Genomic DNA, 22790 nt, shown 5'->3' with positions numbered 1-22790 from the left:
TCTGTCATAGCGCGCGAGGTGCGAATAAATGATTGAACCGCGCCTCAGTGGTCGATGTCGGCGCGATACCAGGCGCCGTGCGTGCGAACCGCGATCGGCAGGTCGAACAGCGCGCTGAGCGCATCGCTGGTCAAAAGCTCGGCCTTGGCACCGTCGCGCGCGATCCTGCCGCCGCGCAGCATCACGATCCGGTCGATTTCGGGCAATATCTCCTCGATGTGATGGGTGACGAGCACCAAGGTCGTGCCGCCCGCCGCGATGCCGCGCAGCATGTCGAGGAAATGGTGCCGCGCCGCCGGGTCGAGCCCGGCGCAGGGTTCGTCGAGGAGTAGCGCGCGCGGGCGGTGCGCGAGCGCACGGGCGATGAGGACGCGGCGCGCCTCGCCGGTCGACAGGCTCGCGATGCTGCGCCCGATCAGATGATCGGCCGCCACTTCCGCGAGCGCGGCGCGCGAGGCGTCGATCATGTCCTGCGTATAATGCTGGTGCGCCCACAGGCCGCGCGAGGCGAAAAAGCCGGAAACGACGCAATCGAGCACCTCGAGCGGCGGCTCGGCGTCGAAATCGAGCTGCATCGTCGAGGAGACGATGCCGAGATGCCGGCGCAGCTCGAAGACGTTCCAGCTGTCCTGCCCGAAAATGCGCACGTCGGCGCCCCAGGCGGGGTAGAGCTCGCGCGCGATGAGCTTGACCAGCGTCGACTTGCCCGACCCGTTGGCGCCGAGGATCGCGGTATTCTCTCCAGCCGCGATCGAGAGCACGGGAAGGTCGAGAATGCAGGCCTCGTCGGCCATGACGCGGACGCCCGCAAGCGCGAGGAGGGGATGTTCGTCAGCCATGACCGCGCCCTCAGCATGACGCGATGCGCGAGGGAAGAGGAAATCGCTGCCGCGCCGGCGCGGCGCCATCAAAGAGAAGGCCCGCCTGCGGAGGCCGGCGGGCCATCGGTCTTGGGAAATATACGGGCCGCTATCTGTCGCCGCGCGGGCGACCGGCCCATGGAGCCGCTAGGGCGCGAGGATCGCGACCGTCAGATAGAGCAGCACCGGCAGGCCGAAGCCGAGCAACGTCAGCGCGACGAATGCGACGCGCGTCCACAAGACGTCGAAGCCGAAATGGTCGGCCATGCCCGCGCACACTCCGAAAAGCATGGCGTCACGACGATTCTTGCGAAAACCCTGTTTCATTTCTTTCCTTTCCATGCCGGCCCCCCGGGCCGGCGCTTGCTGGGGTGTGGGGGGCCGCCGGTCAGATGACCAGACGGCCGAATTCCGTGCCCGTGGGGCCGACCGCGGCCAGGAACATCATCGAGCAATAGAGCGAGGCAACCGCGGCGATCGCGTAGCTCTTGAGCGAGTCGGTGTTGAAATGAGCCATTTTTGAAGTCCTTTCGTTCCGTCCTGCCGGACCATCCGGTGGATACCCGATACTTTGCAGGGACCGTGCCAAACTCATTCATTGGCGGTTAACCGCCGTTTTCGTCGACGTTGAAATAATCAGCCGCCGAAAATTTTCCGATAGGGAGGTGAAAAATCCCGTCGATGGGAAAATTTTCACTGCGTCGGTCGCGCGGCCGGGCTGGCGCCACGACGAGTGGTGGGTTAGTCGCGGGATGATGACGCTGATCCGCCTCTCCCTGACCGACTTTCGCAATCACGCCGGCGCGGATCTGGTCGCGGCGCCGGGGCTCGTGGCGCTGTACGGCGATAATGGCGCGGGCAAGACCAATATATTGGAAGCGATCTCGCTGCTCGCGCCGGGGCGCGGCCTCCGCCGCGCGCCGCTGGCCGAGATGGTGCGCGACGGCGCGAGCGGGGGCTTTGCGGTCTTTGCAGAGGTGCTTGCGGGGCATCATCCGGCGCCCGTGGCGCTCGGCACGGGGATCGAGCCCGCGCATCCCGGGCGGCGGCTGGTGCGGATCAACGGCAGTCCGGCGGCGGCGGCCTCGCTCGGCGACTGGCTCGCGGTGCTGTGGCTGACGCCGGCGATGGACCGGCTGTTCGTCGAGACCGCGGGCAATCGCAGGCGCTTTCTCGACCGGCTCGTGCTCGCGCTCGACCCGCGCCATGCGCAGCACGGCAATCGTTACGAGGCGGCGATGCGCGCACGCGGCAAATTGCTCGCCGACCTCGCCGCCGCCGATCCGCAATGGCTCGCCAGCCTCGAGGCGCAGATGGCCGAGCATGGCGCCGCGATCGACGCGGCGCGGCAGCACATGCTGGCGGCGCTGTCGGCCGAACTCGCCCGGCAGCCCGACGCGCCCTTCGCGCGGCCGCTGCTGACGCTCGTCGACAGCGAGGGCGCGCCGCGCGATGCGCCGTGGACGGTCGAGGCGCTGCGCACGCTGTTCGCCGGGCGGCGGCGGATCGACGCGGCGGCGGCGCGCGCGACCGCGGGGCCGCACCGCGACGACCTCGCTGCCGGGCACGCCGCGACCGGGCGCGCAGCGGCGCGTTGCTCGACCGGCGAGCAAAAGGCGATGCTGCTGTCGCTGGTGCTCGCGCACAGCGATTGCGTGGCGCGGCTGCGCGGTGCGCGGCCGGTGCTTTTGCTCGACGAGGTTGCGGCGCACCTCGACCCGTCGCGCCGCGACGCGCTCTACGATCGGATCGCTGCGCAGGGCGGGCAGGCGTGGCTGACCGGAACCGAGGCCGCATTGTTCGATGCGATGCCCGCGCCGGTCACGCGCTTTCGCATCGCGGACGGGCGGATCGCCGCGGGCTAGCGGTGGCCGGCAAAGTCCAGCGGTCAAAGAGGCTGGACCCGACCGGCTTGCAAGTTCATGATAGGCGCATGGATATGGCACCGACCTGGTTCACCGGCCAGCTGCTGCTCGCGCTGCCCGGCATCGGCGATCCCCGCTTCGAGCATTCGGTGATCGCGATGATCAGCCATGACGAAGACGGCGCGATGGGCATCGGGATCGCCGACCCGATCGACGGGATGAGCGTCGGGGCGGTGCTCGACCAGCTCGAGATCGCGCACGACGACCCGCTCGACACGCCCGTCTTCCTCGGCGGCCCGGTCGAGCCGTCGCGCGGTTTCGTGCTCCACTCGGACGATTGGGGCGGCGAGGGTGCGGTGCAGGTCGCCGGTCGCTGGATGATCTCGAGCTCGCACGACATATTGCGCGCGATCGGCGAGGGGCGCGGGCCGTCGCGCTGGCTCGTCGCGCTGGGCTATGCCGGCTGGTCGCCGGGGCAGCTCGAGGAGGAATTGGTGCGCCACGGCTGGCATGTGACGCCGGGCAGCGATGCGCTGTTGTTCGATACCCCGCCCGATCAGCGCTGGCAGGCCGCCTTCGCCGAAGCGGGGGTCGACGCGCGGCTGCTGACCACCGAGGGCGGTGAAGCCTGAAAAAGAAGGAAAGCCCCTCCGGCCGGAGCGGAGGGGCGTGTCGAATCAGCGCGCGAGCGCGATCTGCGCGCGGCCGGCGTCGAGATTGGCGAGCGCGGTGCGCGCGGCCCAGCGCGAATCCATATAGTCACCGCTCGCGAGTTCGAGGTCGTAGCGGATTGGGCTCGCCGCGGCGGCCTCATAGGCGGTGCGCGCTTCGTCGGTGCGGCCGAGGCGCGCATAGGCTGTGCCGAGGTTGATCAGCCGCGACGGATCGCGCGCGCCGAGCGCCGTGTTGCTCGTCAATTTGGCAACCGCCGCCTCGTTCTGGCCTGCCTTCAATTCGGGATAGGCGACCGGCAGCACCATCGAATCGGGCTGCGGCGCGGTCACGACGACGATTGATTGCGCCGTGGCAGGGGTTGCGAAGGCCAGTGCGACAAGCGGAACCAGGATTTTTTTCATCGAAACTATCTCCCCAAAAACTTTAGGAGATTTTCCGTCCGCGGCGCCGAAAAGTCAATATTCCGGCCTATGTGTCACACAGGTGTCACATAGGCTTTTTATGCTCATCGCAGGTCGCATTATAAGTCTTGATTTCCATAATCTTGGCGCAGGCGACTCGGTGTCACAAATCTGCGCTGCCGATTGTCACAATCGGCGCGCCTCAAAATTTTTTTCGCGCCGCCGCCGAATTGGCGGCCTGCGAATCGTGCGCGCTGGTCTCGCGCGGGCCGGCTCCGGCTTGCGATATAAAGAATAGTTTATATTTGATGGGAGGCGCGCTTTGGGCTAAGGCGCGCAATATAATTGCTCGCCATTTCGGGCCGCGCCCAAGCGGCCGCAAACCGCCTGACAGGAGATATCGACCGTGGCCACTCTCGCCGCCGACACCCGTGACTATGTGATCGCCGACATCGGCCTCGCCGATTTCGGGCGCAAGGAAATCGCGATCGCCGAAACCGAAATGCCCGGCCTGATGGCGCTGCGCGACGAATATGGCGCGGCGCAGCCGCTGAAGGGCGCGCGCATCACCGGCTCGCTGCACATGACGATCCAGACCGCGGTGCTGATCGAAACGCTGAAGGCGCTCGGCGCCGACGTGCGCTGGGCGACGTGCAACATCTATTCGACGCAGGATCATGCCGCCGCCGCGATCGCCGCGGGTGGCACGCCGGTGTTCGCGGTGAAGGGCGAAAGCCTCGCCGACTATTGGGACTATGTCGGCCGCATCTTCGACTGGGGCGACGAGACCGCCAACATGATCCTCGACGATGGCGGCGACGCGACCATGTTCGCGCTGTGGGGCGCGCGCGTCGAAGCGGGCGAGGAATTGTTCGAGCCGACCAATGCCGAGGAAGTCGAATTCGTCCGCGCGCTGAAGGCCTTCCTCGCCGCGAAGCCCGGCTATCTCACCAAGAGCGTGCGCAACATCAAGGGCGTGTCCGAAGAAACGACGACGGGCGTCCATCGCCTCTATCAGATCGCCAGGGAGGGCAAGCTGCCTTTCCCCGCGATCAACGTCAACGACAGCGTCACCAAGTCGAAATTCGACAATCTCTATGGCTGCAAGGAAAGCCTCGTCGACGCGATCCGCCGCGCGACCGACGTGATGCTCGCGGGCAAGGTCGCGTGCGTCGCGGGCTTCGGCGACGTCGGCAAGGGCTCGGCGGCGAGCCTGCGCAACGGCGGCGCGCGCGTGCTCGTTACCGAAGTCGATCCGATCTGCGCGCTGCAGGCGGCGATGGAAGGCTATGAGGTCGTGACGATGGACGAAGCGGTCGGCCGCGCCGACATCTTCGTCACCGCGACCGGCAACGCCGACGTCATCACCGCCGAGCATATGGCGGCGATGAAACCGATGGCGATCGTCTGCAACATCGGCCACTTCGACAGCGAAATCCAGATCGCGGCGCTCGCCAACTACGACTGGACCGAAGTCAAGCCGGGCACCGACCTCGTCAAATTCCCCGACGGCAAGGAAATCATCATCCTTGCCAAGGGCCGCCTCGTGAACCTCGGCTGCGCGACGGGTCACCCGTCGTTCGTGATGTCGTCGAGCTTCACCAACCAGACGCTCGCACAGATCGAGCTGTTCACCAAGGCCGGCGACTATCAGAACCAGGTCTATGTGCTGCCCAAGCATCTCGACGAAAAGGTCGCGGCGCTGCACCTCGAGAAACTGGGCGTCAAGCTGTCGAAGCTGACACAGAAGCAGGCCGACTATATCGGCGTGCCGGTCGAAGGGCCGTTCAAACCCGATCATTATCGGTATTGATTGCAGCTTCGCACCACATGAAACCGAAAGGCGGCGCCGGACGATTCCGGCGCCGTTTTCATTCGGCAAGCTTGCCCAGTGCTTCGCGCAAGGGGCCGAGCCATTCGGCATAGGGCCGCCACACCTCCATCCCGTCGCGGTTGAGCGGGCGGCGCACCTGTTCGCTCGACGGGGTGCGGACGACGCGGTCGAGCTTGTGGAATTCGAGCACCGCGGGGTCCCAGTCGAGCCCGAGATGGGCAAGCGCACGGCGAAGCTGCGGTTCGGAATCTTCGACCATCGCGGCATAATCGATGTGATGGATCAGCCCCGGCGCGATGCGGTCCAGATGCGTCATCAGCCGCACATAATCGGCATAGCATTGCCCGATATGTTCGAGCGCAAAGGAAGAGGCGTGCGCGCGCGAGAAACTCTGCGTGAAGTTGGAAAAGCAGCAGTCCATCGCCGGGCGGCGGATGTCGAGGAACTTCGCCTGCGGCAAAATCTTACGCAGGAACAGGATGTTGCTCCAATTGTGCGGTAGCTTGTCGATGAAATGGCGCGCGTCCGTCCGGCGATGCAGGCTCGCGCGGCGGAGATAGTCATCGCCCATCGCCGCCGCCTGTTCGTCCGAAAGGGCAGCGATCAGCTGCGGCACGGTTGACGGTCCCCGGCGGGTCGCCATTTCCATCGCTCCGCGCAGGATGGCGGGGGCGTAAGGGAGTTCGCCGACGGGCTCGACGTCGGGGTGGCTGCCGAGCATCTGCTCGAGGAGGGTCGAGCCCGAGCGCGGCAGGCTGACGATGAAAACGGGGGTTGCGTCGCCGGCCGGTGCCTCGGGGAGCGACGCGATGAAGTTACGATCCACCACCTGCTCGATCTCGGCGACCTCGTCGGTCAGCTCGCGCGCGTCATAGCCGATGCTCTCGGCACGCTGGCGGTTGCCCTCGCGATAATGGTCGAACGCTTCGGCGTAGTGCTTGCGGTCGTGGAGTGCGCGCCCGAGCGCGAAATGCAGCGGTGCGCTGTTGCGGATGTCGATCGCGACGTTCAGCCCCTTGCGCATCGTCTCGATATCGGCGTCGGTGAAGATGCGGCTCTTGATGCTTGCAAGTCCCCACCAGGCTTCGCCGCATTCATAGTCGATTTCGGCCGCTTTGCGATAGGCAGCGACCGCCTCGTCGACCTGCCCCGCGGCGCGCAGAATATGGCCATGGCTGATCCGATAATGCGGCTGGTCGGGGTGCGCCTCGATCAGCTGTTCGAGGATCGCGCGCGCTTCGTCGGCGCGTCCCAGCTTGTCGAGCGCCAGCGCGTGCAGCGCGGCGATCGTCGGATCATCGCTTTCCTCCGCCAGCGCCTCGAACATCGCGCGCGCCTCGTCGAGCCGCTCCTGCTGGTTGAGAACCGAGGCGAGGTTACGGCGGACGCCGATCCCGTTTTCGCCGCGCAGGATCGCGCTGCGCAGGAATTGCTCGGCCTGGCCGAGTGCGCCGAGAAGCATGGCGAGTTCGCCGAGCTTGGCGAGTCCCTTGGGTTCGTCGGGGTGGCGGCGCAGATGCTCGATCACCCGCTGTGCCGCCGCCTCAAGCCGGCCCGCGGCGGCGAGTTCGTCGGCCTTGGTCAAGGCCGAATAGGTCGTCACGGTGCCGGTCACATTCACGCGCGCGCTCCCGCCCCTATTCATAACCGAGCAGCGCGCGAAGGCCGGGCGCCTGATAGTCGACCAGCGCACGGTGGCGCGGCCCGAGCGTTTCGGGAAAGTCGATGCCGACCCCGGTGAGATTCTCGCGCGCGGTCCCGCTCTGTTTGCGATCGGACCCGACGCGGACCCGTTCCTGCCAGTCGCCCGGCCGGTCGATCCCGCACGCGGCGAGCAGATCGGCGAAAAAGCCGCCGGCCGCATTGCTGTCGAGGTCGGAGAGGTGGCGCACCAGATCCTCATATTTGACGACATGGACGCGCGCGCCGAGCCAGGCGGCGGCGTTCATTTCATAAATGTCGCTGAGCGAGGGAGCCTTGCCGGGAAGGCCGAAGATCATCATCGTCAGCAGCTCGTCGGCGGTCAGCGCCCCCGACTTCAGATGCTCCATATTGCCCGAAAACTGCTCCGAGGCGAAGAAGCGCGCGCGCGCGATCACCCAGTCATAGGGATCGCGATAGAGGAGGATGCGCCGCGCCGGCGCGGTCTCGATCGCCGAGGCGTCGGCGAGGAAAAGATGCCCCCAGCTGAGCATCGGCCGTGCCGGGTCGAAGGCGGCGCGGTGCTGCTGCAGATTGGGCCACTGGATGAAGTCGGCGCCATATTGCTGCTCGACCGGCACGAACATGCGCATGATGTTGCGCAGCAGGTGGCTGCCGCTCTTGGGCACGCTGTTCAGGAAAACGGGCTGGCGCAGCGGCGCCTGCGCGAAGCGGCGGTTTTCGTCGTCGAGCGTGTCGGGCTTCACGAGAACGGTGGGCACGGCCGGTCGGCTCCCTTGCTGTCCGGTCAAAAGAAACGGGGCGGCACGTTTCCATGCCGCCCCGCCCCATAGTCTGTCAAATCGATCAGAATTTGCTCGAAATGTTCAGGAAGGCCCTGCGTCCGGTGAACGGATATTGCGAGGCGAGAACCGCGGGCCCCAGCAGCGCAATCTGTCCGCCGTTCAGCACCGACACCCGCGGCGGGCGGGTGTCGAACAGGTTGGCGATACCAAAGGTGATCTCGAACCGGTCGTTGATCTCCTGCGAGATCGAGACATTGTGGTAGAAGGTCGTCGGCGTGGTCAGCTTCGGGCAATAGCGGCCATAGATGCTCGAATCGATGCAGGGATCGCCACCGTTGCGGTCGAGGAAATCCTGCACGTCGGACGTGCCGCCATAGACGTTCATGCCATAGAAGAAGGTGAAGCCGCCGCGCGATTCCCACGTCGCGCGGAAATCGCCGACCCAGTCGGGCGAACCCGCTTCGCCATTGTCGGACGTCGTGGGCGAGGTCGGCAACAGCTTGAAGTCGTCGCGCGTCTGAAAGGTCATGCCGGCGGTGAACGACAGCCGGCCGGCGTTGCCGAGGTCGTGACGCAGGTTGATCTCGACGTCGACGCCGCTGTTGCGCTGGCTCGCGATATTCACGAACTGGTCGGTGATGTCTGTGATATTATATTCGGTGACCGAACCGGCGGGGCTGCGGACGAACAGGTCGCACAGCGGATCGTTCGGAAAACTCTCCGAATCATAGCAGCCGAAGATGATGTTGCTTGCGCCGAGCTGCGTGATTTCGCCCTTCACCTTTATATCGAAATAATCGACCGCGATGTTGAGCGTGGTATCGGGCAGGAAGTCGAACTTCGGCGTCAGAATGCCACCGACGACGAGCGCGTTCGAGGTTTCCGACTGCAGATCGCCAAGACCGCCCGACGAAATCGACGTCGCGGTGATACTGCCGCCCGGGTAATTGCCCGGGATGCCGTCCGCGGCACAGTTCGCTGCGACGCGATCGGACGTCGTGCCCTGGTCGAGGCCGCGCTGCCACTGGATACAGGGGTCTATATTGCGCTGCGAAACGAAGCCCGTCTCATCGGCAAGGAACTGCTCGAACAGCGCCGGAGCGCGGAACGACGTGCCATAGCTCGCGCGGAAGCGCAGCCAGTCGTTGAGCGCCCAGTTGGCACCGATCTTGTAGGTCCAGTTGCCATTATCCTCGTCGGATACGCCGTCGGACCGCCGCGTCGCCTTCACGCTGGTGACGCGCGCCGCCGCCGAGAGGGTCAGCTCTTCGAAGAACGGCTTGTTTGCAAGCACCGGAACGTTAATTTCGGCAAAGGCCTCCTTGGTGAAGCTCTTGCCCGCGGTGATCCCCGACGCCGACGCACCCCAGGCGTTCGCGGCAAGCGTGATCTCGCCCGGCACGTCATTGATCTTGTCCTGCCGTCCGTTCAGGCCGAGCGCGATCGAGACCGGTCCGGCGGGAAGGTCGAACAGCGCACCCGACACCGTCGCTTCGCCGGTCAACTGAGTGTAGACGGTTTTGCCTTCCTCCCAGTCGAAGAGGAAATCGACCTGTTCGGGCGTGAGTTCGCCGCGCAGGAAATAGGGATCGGCCCATGGCAGGTCGATGCACTGCTTGCCCGATACCGGCGTGACCGTGCCGACGCACGACGACGACTGGAAATAGCCCGTCTCATAGACGTCCTGCAGGATCTGTTCGCTGCGATAGCGACCGATGCTCTTGCTGTACTGGCCATAGATTTCCCAGCGCCAGCCACCGAAAAAGCCTTCGCCTTCGGGCGCCTCGCCGCGCAATCCGGCGACGCCGCGATAATAGTCGACCTTCTGGCTGCTGTCGGCATGATTGGTGATCGCCGTCGGGCTAAGGAAGTTCACGCCTTGCCAGCCCGGCGCCCAGATCGTGCCCGAACCATAGAGGTTGCCGGTGCCGTAGAGATCGCCGGTGAAGCCGAAGTTCCAGAACTGGCGGAAACCGTTCTGATAGGTCTTGCGGCGGTTGAACAGGAACTCGCCGAACATTTCGACATCGTCGGTCAGCTCGTAGGAACCCTCGGCGTAGCCCGTGATCAGCGTCGTCTTCGGGATGATCGTCTGTTCGTCGTAGAAGGGGTGATACGCGTTGAGCACCCGCTGCGATTCGGTGTTGTAGCCGACCGGATACCAGCCCGCCGGCGTGCCGAGATCACCGAAATAGGCGGGCGCGCCATAGGCCGGGATGCCGAGCGTTTCGCCCGGATACTGATACTGGATCAGGACGGTTTCGCCGTTGGGCGAGGTGTTGAGCCCAGTGTTCGGGCCGCCCGGACCGTCGAGCTGCATATTGTCGATGAGGTTATAGGTCCACACATGCCCCCACGGCAGGTCCTGGCACCGCGGCTTGCCCGTGCGCGGGTCGATCAGGTCGGCGCGGCTGCCGTCTTCGCGGAAGGTATAGGCTTCGGGGCACGCCAGATAGCTGCGGTCGCCGCGCGCCAGTTCCTTGACGTGCGTATAGTCGCCCGCGATCAGGAAATGGCCGCGGCTGAACGTCTTGCCCCACAGCGCGCTGGCGCGATATTCCTCGCCGCCGCTGTCGAACGGGACCGAGGTGTTGAAGTCGAGCTGGAGCCCGTCGATGTCGGTCTTGGTCTTGATGTTGACCACGCCCGCGACCGCGTCCGAGCCATAGACCGACGATGCGCCGGTCTTGAGGATTTCGACGCTGCTCGCGATCGAGGCGGGAAGCACGTTGAGGTCGAAGGACGACACGCCGCCGCGCGTCCCCGCCGGACCGGCGCGGCGGCCGTTGAGCAGGACCAGCGTGCGGTTGGGGCCGAGGCCGCGAAGGTCGATCGTCTGCGCCCCCGGGCCGCCGTTGGTCACGAAATTCGACGAGATCGCCGCGGTGATCTGCGTCGAGCCCGCCGCAACCGGCGAGCTTTGCAGCGTCGAAGCAAGGTCGAACTTACCCTCCTTCGCCGCGATTTCCGGGTCGATGACCGAAATCGGGTCGGGGCTGTTGAACGGCGTCACGGTGCGGATGCGCGAGCCGGTGACGACGATCGATTCATCGGGCGCCGGCGCCGGTGCTGCCGCAACGTCGCCGTCTTCTGGTGCGGTTTCGTCGGTCTGTGCAAAGGCCGGCGTCGCGATCACCACCGCGATCGCAGACAGACTCGCCAAGCCCAGATGCCGCCGCAAATGCGACGGAGCGTCGATCATTGATTTCATATCTATATTCCCCGGTTTTAAGTGCAAGGCCGCATTGCCCAATTGGCCCTGTGAAACGTCGGATCGCGTCGGCGTCTGTGCGCCGTCCGGCCCGCCATGGATCGCAGCGTTTCAAAGCTTTGGAAACAAGTCAACCCGGTTAAGTCTCGTCTTATCCTTTCTCTGTGCGCTGTGGCCAATCTGCTTCACCTCTGCGCCCGGCTGCGGCAAGGCGACCCGCGCCCGGGGGCGGGCGTCGCGCCCGACGATTGAAACGCCCCCGCACACCCGATAGGGCGGATCAATGTCCATGCTTCTCCAGGCCCCGTTCATCATTCGTGGAGCGCGACGCCGATGACGTCGTCGCCGGGGGCGCTGTTCGCATTGGGGCTGTTCGCCGCGCTGTGGTTCTTCGCCGGGCTGTGGGCGGTCGGGCGCGGGATCGCGATGCAGCGCCGCTCCGCCTTCGTCGCCGCGCAGACCGAGCGGCTCGCGAGCCTGGTCGACGCGTCGCCCTATCTGCCCGTCGTCGTGCGCGCCGACTGGCGGATCGAGGCGGGCGAGCGGCTCGGGCGCTGGCTCGGCCTTGAGGGCGGGGTGCGCAATTTCGACGAGTTGGCGGGCGCCGACTGCGGCCTCGACCGCGCGGGGCTCGACACGCTGCGGCAGGCGATTCTCGGCGCACAGCGCGGCGCGCGGCCCTTTACCCTGAGCTTGCGGCCGCAGGCGAGCGGCCGCACGATCGTCGTCCACGGCGCCCCCGCGCCGCAGGCGGTCGGCGGCCCCGGCTGCGTGCTGCTGTGGCTCAGCGACGCGACCGAAGGACAACAGGCGCTCGCCGACATGCGCCGCGAGCGCGACGAGGCGCTCGGCGCGTTCGAGGCGCTGTCGGGGCTGATCGAGGCGGCGCCCTTTCCGATGTGGTTCCGCGACACCGAGCTTCGCCTCGCGCTCGTCAACGATGCCTATGTGCGCGCGGTCGAGGCGGCGAGCGCCGATGCGGTGATCGACGGCGGCATCGAACTGTGCGAGCCCGTCGCGGGCATCGGCGCGATCGAAGCCGCCGAGGCGGCGCGCGCGGCGGGCAGCGCGCAGATGCGCACCATCCCGGTGACGATCGAGGGCGAGCGGCGGATGATGCGCGTCGTCGACGTTCCGCTCGCGCCGCAGGACGGGCCGCCGATCGGGGTTGCGGGCTATGCGATCGACGTGCAGGAACTCGAAAGCGAGCGCGGCGCGCACCGGCGCTTCGCCGACACCCAGCGCGAGCTGCTCGACCGGCTGTCGGCGGCGGTCGCCCAATTCGGCCCCGACCAGGGCCTGCTCTTCGCCAACCAGCCCTTTCGCCGGCTGTTCGAGGTCGAGGCGGAAGAGGTCGCCGAAGGCAAACCCTTCGCGCGGCTGCTCGACGCGTGGCGCGACCGCGGGCGCACGCCCGAGGTGCGCGACTATCCGCAATGGCGCGAGGCGCGCGTCGGCTGGTTCGCGCTGCCCTATGCGAGCGAGGAGGAATGGCTGCTGCGCGACGGGACGCATCTGCGCGTCGTTGCGCAGCCGACCCCCGACGGCGGGCTGCTCCTGATCGCCGAGGACCGCACCGAACAGGTCCAGCTCGCGGGTGCGCGCGATACGTTGCTGCGCGTGCGCACCGCGACCTTCGACAATCTGTTCGAGGCGGTCGCGGTATTTGCGCCCGACGGGCGCTTGCACCTGTGGAACCAGCGCTTCCGCCGGCTGTGGGTGGTCGACGAAGGGGCGCTGGCCGCGCATCCCCGCGTCGATGCGCTGATGGCGGGGCTCGCCGACCGGCTCGCGCGGCCCGATCAGGCGAGCCTGATGCAAGAGGTGATCCGCGCCGCGACGCTCGAACGCACGCAGCGCGGCGGCCAGATCCGCTTCGCCGACGGGCGCCATTTCGATTTCGCCGCGATCCCGCTCCCCGACGGCAATGCGCTGCTCATCATGCTCGACATCACCGACAGCCGCAAGATCGAGGTCGCGCTGCGCGAACGCAACGAGGCGCTCGAGGCCGCCGACAAGGTCAAGACCGCCTTTCTGTCGCGGATGAGCTATGAGCTGCGCACCCCGCTGACTTCCATCGGCGGGTTCGGCGAAATGCTGCGCGCGGGCTATGCCGGCAAGCTCAGCGAGCCGCAGAGCCAATATGTCGAGGCGATCATGGACTCGGTCGGGGTGCTGTCGCGCCAGATCGACAATGTCCTCGACCTGGCGCAGGGCGAGGCGGGGACGCTGGCGATCGAGCGCGTCGCGGTCGATGTCCGCACCCTGCTCGCCGAGGCGCTCGACGATGCCCGCTCCTTCGCCGAGGCTGAGGGGATCGAGCTTGTCGGCGATCTTGCCGAGACGATCGGGACGATCGGCGGCGATGCCTCGCGGCTCGCGCGGCTCGTCGCGGGGCTCGTCGACAATGCGATCCGCTATACCGCGCCCGCGCGCCGCCACGGCGGGCGCGTGCTGCTCCATGCGTGGGGCGATGCCAAGGGGGTCGAGATCATCGTATCGGACAATGGCCCCGGTATGCCCGACGCGGTCGCCGCGGTGACCGAGGGGCAGCAGACGGCGACGACGAGCGGCGGCATCGGCCTAGCGCTCGCGCGCCAACTCGTCGCCGCGCACGGCGGCTCGATGGAGGTGGTAAGCGAAAGGGGGCAGGGGACGATGGTGCGCATCCTTTTGCCGCGGGCCGAATGACGCCATTTCGTTGCGACTATAATCTCGACGAAGCCGGGCGCATCGGTGCGGCGATCGGCCGGGCGCTGGCGGCCGGCGACGTCGTGCTGCTGTCGGGCGATCTCGGCGCGGGCAAGACGACGCTTGCGCGTGCGATGCTGAAGGCGCGCGGGCTCGCGGGCGAGGCGCCGAGCCCGACCTTCGCGATCGTCCAGCCCTATGCGCCGCCCGAGGTCGATTTGCCCATCGCACATGTCGATCTCTATCGGATCGAAGGCGCCGACGAGCTGATCGAACTCGGGCTCGACGATTATCTCTATGACGGCGCGTTGCTGATCGAATGGCCCGAGCGGCTGGGCGGCGAGGCGTGGCCGGAAGCGCTTGCGCTCAGCATTTCGGGAAGCGGCGACGCGCGCGTCTTGACAGCGACGGTGCCGCCCGCTTGGGAAACGCGATGGCCGCTCCGATGATTCCGCCCGACCATGCGCCCGCCTTTCTCGCCGCGCACGGATGGGGCGACGCGCAAATCCGCCCGCTCGCCGGCGATGCGTCGTTCCGCCGCTATTTCCGCGTGACGGCGCCGGGGCGGCAGGCGGTGCTGATGGATGCGCCGCCGCCGCACGAGGACCCGCGCCCCTTCATCGCGGTCGCCGAATGGCTGTGCGCACGCGGGCTGACCGCGCCGGCGATCCTTGCGCGCGACCTCGACAAGGGGCTGCTGCTGATCGAGGATTTCGGCGACATCCGGCTGCGCGAGACGCTCGATGCGGCGCCGCACGACGAATTCGACCATTATGCCGGCATCACCGACCTGCTCGTCCATCTGCACGGCGAGTCCCCGATGGAAGGGCTGCCGGTACACGGGCTCGACCAGTGGCTCGACGAGGTGATGCTGTTCACCGACTGGTATTGCCCGGCGATGGACATCGACGCCGACCGCGACGCGTTTCGCGCGGCGTGGCAGGCGGTGCTCGCGCCGGTCGAGGCCGACGGGCTGCCGCGCGTCACGGTGCTGCGCGACTATCATGCCGAAAATATCATGCTCGTCCCCGGGCGCGACGGCATCGCGCATTACGGCCTGCTCGATTTTCAGGACGCGCTTGTCGGCCATCCCGCCTATGATCTCGCCTCGGTGCTCGAAGATGCGCGGCGCGACGTCTCGCCGGCGGTCGAGGCGGCGATGCTCGATCGCTATGTCGCTGCGACCGGGCAGGGCGAGGCGTTTCGCACCGCCTATTGGGCGCTCGCCGCGCAGCGCAACACGCGCATCCTCGGCGTCTTCGTGCGGCTGTGGAAGCGCGACGGCAAGGAGGGCTATCGCCGCTTTCAGCCGCGCATGTGGGGGCTGCTCGAACGCGATCTCGCGCACCCGGCGCTTGTCCCCGTCCGGATATGGTTCGACGCCAATGTCCCCGCGGCGAAGCGCGCGGAGGCGTGGATGGAGCGGGGGATATGAGCGCGAAGATCGAAAGCGCGATGGTGATGGCGGCGGGGCTCGGCAAGCGGATGCGTCCCTTGACCGCGACGCGCCCCAAGCCGCTGGTGCGCGTCGCGGGCAAGCCGCTGATCGACCATAGCCTCGACCGGATCGAGGCGGCGGGTATCGGCCATGTCGTGGTCAACGTCCATTATCTGGCCGACGCACTGGAGGCGCATCTGTCGGCGCAGAAGCGGCCCTTCACCATCGCGATTTCCGACGAGCGGGGGCAACTCCTCGAAACCGGCGGCGGGATGGTCAAGGCGCTGCCGCTGCTCAGGGGCGACCCGATCCTGATCGTCAACAGCGACAATATCTGGACCGACGGGCCGCAGGACAGCATCGCGAACCTCGCGCGTCATTGGGATGCGGGCAAGATGGACGCGCTGCTGCTCGTGATCCGCCAGGCGAGCGCGACCGGCCATGGCGGCAAGGGCGATTTCCACATGGACGCGGCGGGACGGCTGTCGCGGCGGCGGCCCGGCCGCGTCGCGCCCTTCGTCTATACCGGCGTCCAGCTCGTCTCGCGGCGCTTTCTGGAAGGGGCGCCCGAGGGGCCCTTCTCGACCATGGTCCTGTGGGAACGGGCGATTGCGGCGGGGCGGCTCTATGGCGTCGCGCATATGGGGCAATGGTTCGACGTCGGCACGCCCGCCAGCATCGCCCCGACCGAAGCTGCGCTGACACAGATGTGACGGGCCATCCCCGTCATTGCGAGGAGCCGAAGGCGACGCGGCAATCCAGGGTTGCGCAAACCGCTCTGGATTGCTTCGCTGCGCTCGCAATGACGCGGCGTGAACTCGATGGCTGATGCCAGGCCCACCCTCTTCTCGATCCCGGTTCACCGGGCCTTTGCCGATGCGCTCGCACAGGGGCTGATCGACCGCTATGCCGACGGGGCGCTCGGGCTCGCCGAGGGGCTGATCCTGCTCCCCAGCAATCGCGCGCGCAGCGCGGTGCAGGCGGCGTTCGTGCGCGCGGGGGGCAAGGGGCTGCTGATGCCGCGGCTCGCGGTGATCGGCGACGCCGACCTCGACGAAAGCGTCGGGCTGGCGCTCGACGCGCTGGACGGGACCGAGCCGATCCCGCCCGCAATCGACCCGCTGCGCCGCCGCCTGCTGCTCGCCGAACTGATCGAGCGGCACACGCCGGAGGGGGAGGCGCCGATCGGGGGCGCCGCCGCCTTCCAGCTCGCCGACGGACTCGCGCGGGTGATCGACCAGCTCCACTATGAGGAGGTGCGCCCGCGCGCGCTCACCGACCTCGACCTCGGCGCCTTCGCCGAACATTGGCAGGCGTCGCTCGGGCGGCTGCGCCTGCTCGTCGATCATTGGCCCGCGGTGCTCGCGGCGACGGGCAGCATCGACCGCGCCGAGCGCCGCAATCGCCTGCTCGACCGGGTGAGCGCGGGGTGGTGCGCCGCGCCGCCCGCGCGCTTCGTCGTCGCGGCGGGCATCACCACCGCCGCGCCCGCGATCGCGCGGCTGCTGCGCACGGTCGCCGGCATGAAGCGCGGCATGGTCGTGCTGCCGGGGCTCGACCAGGCGATGGCGCGCGAGCAATGGGACGCGCTCGGTCCGACGAAGGCCGATCCTGAAAATCCCGCGCGCCCGCTCGAAACGCACCCGCAATATCATCTGAAGCTGCTGCTCGATCGCATGGCGATGAGCCGTGAGGAGGTGCAGCCATGGCCCGCGGCATCCGCCTTCGACGGGCCCGAGGCGCGCACGCCGTTCGCCTCGCTCCTCTTCGCGCCCGCCGACTATAGCGCGCGCTGGCAGGCGGCGGGCGATCTGTCGGCGGCGACCGCCGGCATAAGCGGCGCGGTGTTCGCCGACGACGGGCAGGAAGCACAGGGGATCGCGCTGCTGATGCGCGAGGCGATCGAGACGCCGGGACGCACCGCGGCGCTCGTCACACCCGACCGCGCGCTTGCCGAGCGCGTCGCGGCTGCGCTCGCGCGCTGGGGGATCAAGGTCGACGATAGCGCCGGCCAGCCGCTGGCGCGCACCCCGCCCGGCGCGCTGCTGCTGCTGCTCGCCGAACTCGCGGCCGATTTCGATTCCGTGAAGCTGGTGTCGCTGCTCGGCCATCCGCTCGTTCGCAAGGGGGAGGAGCGCACGGCATGGCTCGACCAGCTGCGGCGGCTCGACCTGATCCTGCGCGAACCCGGACTCGAGCCGGGGTGGCCGGGCGTGACCGCGCGGATTGCGGGGCGCGTCGCCGATCCGAAGGCGCGCGGGCATGGGCGCGCGGTCGAGGTCGAACCATGGTGGCGCGAACTGGCGGCCGCGCTCGAAGCCGCGCTCGCGCCCTTCGCGGCGGGACCGCAGCCCCCCGCGGCCCTGCTGTCGGCCTTGCAGGCGGCGCTCGACTATCTGACCGGCGAGGCGGTCTGGGCCGGCCCCGACGGGCGGATGCTCGCCGAGCTGTTCGACCAGTGGGCGCTCGCGCGCGGCGACGGACCGGCGCGCGTCGATCCCGGCGATTTCCCCGCGATGCTGGGGCAGTTGCTCGCGCAGGCGAGTGTGCGGCCGCCCTATGGCGGGCATCCGCGGCTGTTCATCTGGGGGCTGCTCGAGGCGCGGCTTCAGCGCGCCGGCCTGATGATCCTCGGCGGGCTCGACGAAGGGCGCTGGCCCGCCGCGACGCAGCCCGACCCGTGGCTCGCGCCCGGCATCCGCCGCCTCCTCGGCCTGCCCGCGCCCGAGCGGCAGCAGGGACTTGCGGCGCATGATTTCGCGGGCGCGCTCGGCGCGAGCGAGATCGTCGTCACGCGCGCGCAGCGCAGCGGCGGCGACCCCGCGGTCGCCTCGCGTTTCTGGCTGCGGCTGACCGCGCTCGCGGGCGACCTTCCCGAGCCCGCACCCGGCGGCGTTCCGCTCACCCGCCTCGCCGCGATGCTCGACGTGCCGCCGGGCGACCCGCAACCGGCGGCGCGGCCCGCGCCTTGTCCGCCCGTGGCCAACCGCCCGCGCAAGATCAGCGTTACCGCGGTCGACCGGCTCGCGCGCGATCCCTATGCCTATTATGCGAACGCGATGCTCGGCCTGTCGAAGCTCGATCCCTTGAGCGCGGCGCCCGATCCGCGCTGGCGCGGCACGCGCGTCCACAAGCTGTTCGAGGACTGGGTGCGCGATGGCGCGACGCGCGAGGGGTTCGAGGCCGAACTCGACGCGCTGCGCCACGACCCCGCGCTCGACGCGATCGCGCGCGCCTTCTGGCTGCCGCGCGTCGAGCCGGCGCTGCGCTGGGCGGCGGCGCAGCTGCTCGATGCGGAGGGGCGCAAGCCGCTCGGCGTCGAGCTGCGCGGCGAAACGGTGGTCGACGGGATCACGCTGCACGGCAAGGCCGACCGCATCGACCGCGACGTCGAGGGACGGCTCGCGATCGTCGATTATAAATCGGGCGGGGCGCCGAGCGCCAAGGCGGCCTATGACAGGCTCGACAACCAGCTCGGCCTGCTCGGCCTGATCGCGCAGCGCGGCGGCATGGAGCGGATCGACCCCGCCGAGGTCGCGAGCCTCGAATATTGGAGCCTGCGCCCCGATCGCCGCGCGGGCGGCGCCGGCAAGATTTCGAACATTTATGGTCCGCGCAGCGGGCTGAAGAGCGCCGGGGAAGCGATCGACCATGCCGCCGACGCGCTCGCCGACCTCGCCGCGCGCTACCTGATCGGCGATGCGCCCTTCGGTCCCGGCGAGGCCGCGGGCTATGGCGATTACGACCAGCTGATGCGCCGCGACGAATGGTTCGGGCGCGGGGAGGGCGGGTGATGGCCGCGCCGTTCAAGCGCCTCGACGATCTCGACCCACGGCAGGGCGCCGCCGCCGATCCTGAAAGCCACGTCTGGCTCGGCGCGTCGGCGGGGACGGGCAAGACGCAGGTGCTGTCGGCGCGCGTGCTGCGCCTAATGCTCGAGGGCGTGTCGCCCGAAGCGATCCTCTGCATCACCTTTACGAAGGCGGGCGCCGCCGAAATGGCGCACCGCATCCACGAACGGCTCGCGGCGTGGGTGCGAATGGACGACGGCGATTTGCGGCTCGACCTGCGCGCGCTCGGGCTCGACTGGGACCGGCCCGGGCTGATCGAGCGCGCGCGATCGCTGTTCGCGACGGTGATCGACAGTCCCGGCGGCGCGATCCGCGTCCAGACGATCCACGCCTTTTGCCAGACATTGCTCGCCAGCTTCCCGCTCGAAGCAAAGCTGCTCCCCGGCTTTCGCGCCATCGAGGAGGATGAGGCGCGCGCGTTGCAGCGGCAGGTGCTGAGCGAACTGCTCGAAAGCCCCTCCCCTTCAGGGGAGGGGTTTGGGGTGGGGCCTCGAAGCCTCGCGCAAGGCCGCGGAGCCCCACCCCCGGCCCCTCCCCTGAAGGGGAGGGGAGAGGAGAGCGACCTGCGCGACGCCGCCGCCATGCTGTCACGGCGGCTCGGTCCCGATGCGGCGCTGTCCTTTCTGTCGAGCTGCGCGCCGATATTCGGCGGGCCGGCGGCCGCGCTGCCCCCACGCGCGCACGACCTGCGCGAAGCCTTTGGATTGCCGACAGGCGACCCCGATCGGTGGCTGATCGAGCAGGTCGCGGCAGGCGCGGTCGCCGACGACGACGTCAAAGCGGTCGCGGCGAGCGGCGCCAATTGGGGCACCAGGACCGGGCTCGCCTGCAACGATGCGATGATCGGCTGGCTGATCGCCGACGCCCCCGCGCGCGCGGCGATGCTCGACGAACTGCTCGGCTGTTTCCTGACCGGCAAGGGCGAGCTGCGCGCCGACTTCGCGGGCGAGAAGGGCAAGATGCGCGACTGCCTCGATGCCGCGGTGCGGATCGTCGAGGCGGCGCAGCGCCTGCGCACGACCGCGACCGCGATGCGCGTCGCCGACGATCTCGCCGCCGCCTGGCATCTCGGCAGCCGCTTCGCCGAGGCCTATGCGCTCGCCAAGCGCGAGGCGGGGCTCGCCGATTTCGACGATCTCATCACGCTCGCGGGGTCGCTGCTGCGCGTCAGCCACTTCGGCGAATGGGTGCGCTTCAAGCTCGACCAGCGCACCGACCACATCCTCGTCGACGAGGCGCAGGACACCAATATGCGCCAGTGGGGCATTGTCCTCTCGCTCGCCGAGGAGTTTTTCGCGAGTGCGCCCGACGATGCCGAGCGCGTCCGCACCCTCTTCACCGTCGGCGATCGCAAACAGGCAATCTTCGGCTTTCAGGGCACCGACCCGCGCGCCTTCGGCGCCGCGCGCGACCTGTTCCACGGGCTCGGCGAGCGCGCGGGGCAGGCATTTCGGCAGGTCGATCTCGTCTCCAACTATCGCTCGACCCCCGCGGTGCTCGCGGTCGCCGATGCGTGGCTCGCGGCGGGCGGCGCCAAGGCGATGGGACTCGACGGCGCCGAGCCGCCGCACCGCCCGTTCCGCGATGCGCACGCCGGGCAGGTGGAGCTCTGGGCGCCACTCCCCGTCGGCAAGGCGCTCGATGCCGAGGCCGAGGAGGGCGACGGCGACGATGGCGGCGACGGCACGGCGCCCGCGTCGGACCCTGCCTCGATGCGCCTCGCGCGCGCGATCGCCGACGAGGTCAGGGAGTGGACCCTGCACGGCAAGGACGGGCGGCCGGTCGCGCCGGGCGACATCATGATCCTCGTGCGCCGCCGCCGCGATCTTGCGGCACGGATCGTCGCGCGATTACAGGCGCTGCACGTCCCCGTCGCCGGCGTCGACCGCTTTGCGCTGACCCAGCCGCTCGCCGTGCAGGACCTGATCGCGGCGATGCGCTTCGCAGTGCAGCCGCACGACGACCTCAACCTCGCGGCGCTGCTCGTCTCGCCGCTGATCGGCTGGACGCAGGAGGAACTTTATGCCCGCACGCGGGCGCGCGGGCGTGCGGCGATATGGGAGCATCTGCGCGCGACCGAAGGCGATCTGCCGCCCGCGACGATGGCGACGCTGCGCCAGCTGCTCGCGATGGCCGATTTCACCACGCCGTTCCGCTTTCTCGAAACCATATTGTCGGGGCCGATCGACGGGCGACGCAAACTTTATGCGCGGCTCGGGCGCGAGGCGCGCGACCCGATCGACGAATTGCTGGGTCAGGCGCTCGCTTTCGAGGCGCGCGAGACCGTCTCGCTGCTCGGCTTCCTGACCGCGGTGTCGGGGAGCGCTGCCGACATCAAGCGCCAGACCGAGGCGCGCAGCGACGTCGTGCGGGTGATGACCGTCCACGGGTCGAAAGGATTGCAGGCGCCGATCGTCATCCTCGCCGACGCGACCGACGACGCCGGCATCGGCCACCGCCCCTTCAGCGTCGATGCTGCGGGGTGGGAAAAATTGCCGGTGTTCGCGCTGCCGGCCGACGAACGGCACGGCAGGCTCGCCGAGGCCTATGACAAGGCCGCGCTCGCGGCGGCCGAGGAGCATTGGCGGCTCTTCTACGTCGCGATGACGCGCGCCGAGGAAATTCTCGTCGTCGCGGGGGTGACGAAAAAGCCCGACCGCACGGTCCCCGAAGCGAGCTGGCACGCCGCGGCCGAAGCCGTGCTGGCGGGCATGGGGTGCGATTGGGAAGAGGCGGGGCCGCACTGGGGCCGCCGCCGCGTCCACCGCGCCAATCCGGGCAAATGGGCAAAGGTCGCCAAGACCGCGAAGACCGCGCCGCCGCCGCTCGCGCTCCCCGCTTGGGCGCACGCCGCAGCGCCCGAGGAAGCGCGCCCGCCGCGCCCGCTCGCCCCCTCGGCGCTCGGCGAGGACGATGTCGCGGTGCCGCCGCAGGGCAGCGCGCGCGCCGATGCGGTGACGCGCGGATTGCTGCTCCACGGCCTGTTCGAGCGGCTGCCGCCGGTCGCGGCCGAAAAGCGGCGCGACGCCGCGCTGCGCTGGCTCGCGGCGCAGGCGCCGGCGCTGGACGAGGCGGCACGCAGCGCGATGGCGGAGGAGGTGCTGGGCGTTCTCGACGATCCCGCGCACGCCGCGCTCTTCGGCCCCGGCAGCCTCGCCGAAGTGCCGCTGTCGGCGGTCGTCGATGGCATGGTCGTTGCGGGGATCGTCGACCGGCTGCTCGTCACCGACGAGGCGGTGACGGTGATCGACTACAAGACCGGGCGCCAGGTCCCCGCGACCGCCGCCGAGGTCGCGCCCGCCTATCTGCGCCAGATGGCGGCCTATGCGGGCGCACTCGGCGTCATCTTTCCGGGGCGGCGCATCGCGGCGGCCCTGCTCTACACCGCGGCGCCGAAGCTCGTGCAGCTCGACGACGCGATCCTCGCGGCGCACAAGCCCGCCTTCCCGGCTGCCAAGGCGAATTTGCCCTCCACGCCCCTTGAGCCCGGCGCGCCGACTGCTTAGCTTGGAGAGCA

Annotated in this window: 16 protein-coding genes; 9 read left to right on the top strand and 7 right to left on the bottom strand. The window is 68.7% G+C overall.

Annotated features, from left to right (window positions below; genetic code table 11):
- Positions 1–44 precede the first annotated feature (44 nt).
- The 3 genes from CHB69_RS06700 to CHB69_RS20665 all read right to left on the bottom strand — a co-directional run bounded on the left by CHB69_RS06700 (position 45) and on the right by CHB69_RS20665 (position 1377).
- Positions 45–839 carry an ABC transporter ATP-binding protein gene (locus tag CHB69_RS06700; protein WP_089215314.1) on the bottom strand — a complete coding sequence of 265 codons (795 nt, stop codon included), beginning with the start codon at positions 837–839 and terminating at the stop codon, positions 45–47.
- A 168-nt stretch (positions 840–1007) separates the two neighbouring features.
- Positions 1008–1187: a PspC domain-containing protein gene (locus tag CHB69_RS06695; protein WP_089215220.1), complete on the bottom strand. Its 180-nt coding sequence runs from the start codon at positions 1185–1187 to the stop codon at positions 1008–1010.
- Positions 1188–1248: 61 nt separating this feature from the next.
- A complete protein-coding gene (locus tag CHB69_RS20665) occupies positions 1249–1377 on the bottom strand; it encodes a hypothetical protein (protein ID WP_281252654.1) in 129 nt (42 codons plus the stop codon).
- Positions 1378–1615: 238 nt separating this feature from the next.
- On the opposite strand from CHB69_RS20665, the gene recF reads away from it, so the two are divergent.
- Positions 1616–2725: a DNA replication/repair protein RecF gene (gene recF / locus CHB69_RS06690; protein ID WP_089215313.1), complete on the top strand. Its 1110-nt coding sequence runs from the start codon at positions 1616–1618 to the stop codon at positions 2723–2725.
- Between the two features lie 68 nt (positions 2726–2793).
- Complete coding sequence (locus tag CHB69_RS06685) at positions 2794–3357, top strand: YqgE/AlgH family protein (RefSeq protein ID WP_089215219.1); 564 nt, start codon at positions 2794–2796, stop codon at positions 3355–3357.
- Between the two features lie 45 nt (positions 3358–3402).
- Here the strand turns inward: CHB69_RS06685 and CHB69_RS06680 are convergent, their stop codons facing one another.
- Complete coding sequence (locus CHB69_RS06680; protein WP_089215218.1) at positions 3403–3801, bottom strand: hypothetical protein; 399 nt, start codon at positions 3799–3801, stop codon at positions 3403–3405.
- A 406-nt stretch (positions 3802–4207) separates the two neighbouring features.
- Between CHB69_RS06680 and ahcY the strand changes: the two genes are divergently transcribed.
- On the top strand, positions 4208–5614 hold the full coding sequence (gene ahcY, locus CHB69_RS06675; RefSeq protein ID WP_089215217.1) for an adenosylhomocysteinase: 1407 nt from the start codon (positions 4208–4210) through the stop codon (positions 5612–5614).
- 58 nt (positions 5615–5672) lie between these two features.
- Here ahcY and CHB69_RS06670 read toward each other — a convergent pair whose 3' ends face one another.
- The 3 genes from CHB69_RS06670 to CHB69_RS06660 form a co-directional block, all read right to left on the bottom strand.
- The gene (locus CHB69_RS06670) at positions 5673–7256 is read right to left on the bottom strand and encodes a tetratricopeptide repeat-containing sulfotransferase family protein (protein ID WP_170935460.1); all 1584 of its coding nucleotides are present in this window, start codon (positions 7254–7256) and stop codon (positions 5673–5675) included.
- Positions 7257–7272: 16 nt separating this feature from the next.
- Positions 7273–8058: a hypothetical protein gene (locus CHB69_RS06665; protein WP_089215215.1), complete on the bottom strand. Its 786-nt coding sequence runs from the start codon at positions 8056–8058 to the stop codon at positions 7273–7275.
- 85 nt (positions 8059–8143) lie between these two features.
- On the bottom strand, positions 8144–11245 hold the full coding sequence (locus tag CHB69_RS06660) for a TonB-dependent receptor domain-containing protein (protein WP_170935459.1): 3102 nt from the start codon (positions 11243–11245) through the stop codon (positions 8144–8146).
- Between the two features lie 381 nt (positions 11246–11626).
- On the opposite strand from CHB69_RS06660, the gene CHB69_RS06650 reads away from it, so the two are divergent.
- From CHB69_RS06650 to CHB69_RS06625, 6 genes are all read left to right on the top strand, one after another.
- Positions 11627–13984, top strand: a complete 2358-nt coding sequence (locus tag CHB69_RS06650; RefSeq protein ID WP_089215212.1) for a PAS domain-containing sensor histidine kinase — start codon at positions 11627–11629, stop codon at positions 13982–13984.
- Positions 13981–14433: a tRNA (adenosine(37)-N6)-threonylcarbamoyltransferase complex ATPase subunit type 1 TsaE gene (gene tsaE / locus CHB69_RS06645; RefSeq protein WP_089215211.1), complete on the top strand. Its 453-nt coding sequence runs from the start codon at positions 13981–13983 to the stop codon at positions 14431–14433. The genes CHB69_RS06650 and tsaE overlap by 4 nt, the downstream gene beginning before the upstream one ends.
- Positions 14418–15419, top strand: coding sequence for an aminoglycoside phosphotransferase family protein (locus CHB69_RS06640; RefSeq protein WP_245836589.1), 1002 nt, complete (start codon positions 14418–14420; stop codon positions 15417–15419). Before tsaE ends, CHB69_RS06640 begins: the two co-directional genes overlap by 16 nt.
- Positions 15416–16135: a nucleotidyltransferase family protein gene (locus tag CHB69_RS06635; RefSeq protein WP_089215210.1), complete on the top strand. Its 720-nt coding sequence runs from the start codon at positions 15416–15418 to the stop codon at positions 16133–16135. The genes CHB69_RS06640 and CHB69_RS06635 overlap by 4 nt, the downstream gene beginning before the upstream one ends.
- A gap of 108 nt (positions 16136–16243) precedes the next feature.
- Positions 16244–19216: a double-strand break repair protein AddB gene (gene addB / locus CHB69_RS06630; RefSeq protein WP_089215209.1), complete on the top strand. Its 2973-nt coding sequence runs from the start codon at positions 16244–16246 to the stop codon at positions 19214–19216.
- The gene (locus CHB69_RS06625; protein WP_089215208.1) at positions 19216–22779 is read left to right on the top strand and encodes a UvrD-helicase domain-containing protein; all 3564 of its coding nucleotides are present in this window, start codon (positions 19216–19218) and stop codon (positions 22777–22779) included. Before addB ends, CHB69_RS06625 begins: the two co-directional genes overlap by 1 nt.
- Positions 22780–22790: the final 11 nt, after the last annotated feature.

It is taken from the genome of Sphingopyxis indica (assembly GCF_900188185.1).
GTDB lineage: Bacteria > Pseudomonadota > Alphaproteobacteria > Sphingomonadales > Sphingomonadaceae > Sphingopyxis > Sphingopyxis indica.
This window is presented reverse-complemented; position numbering and strand designations above follow the sequence as displayed.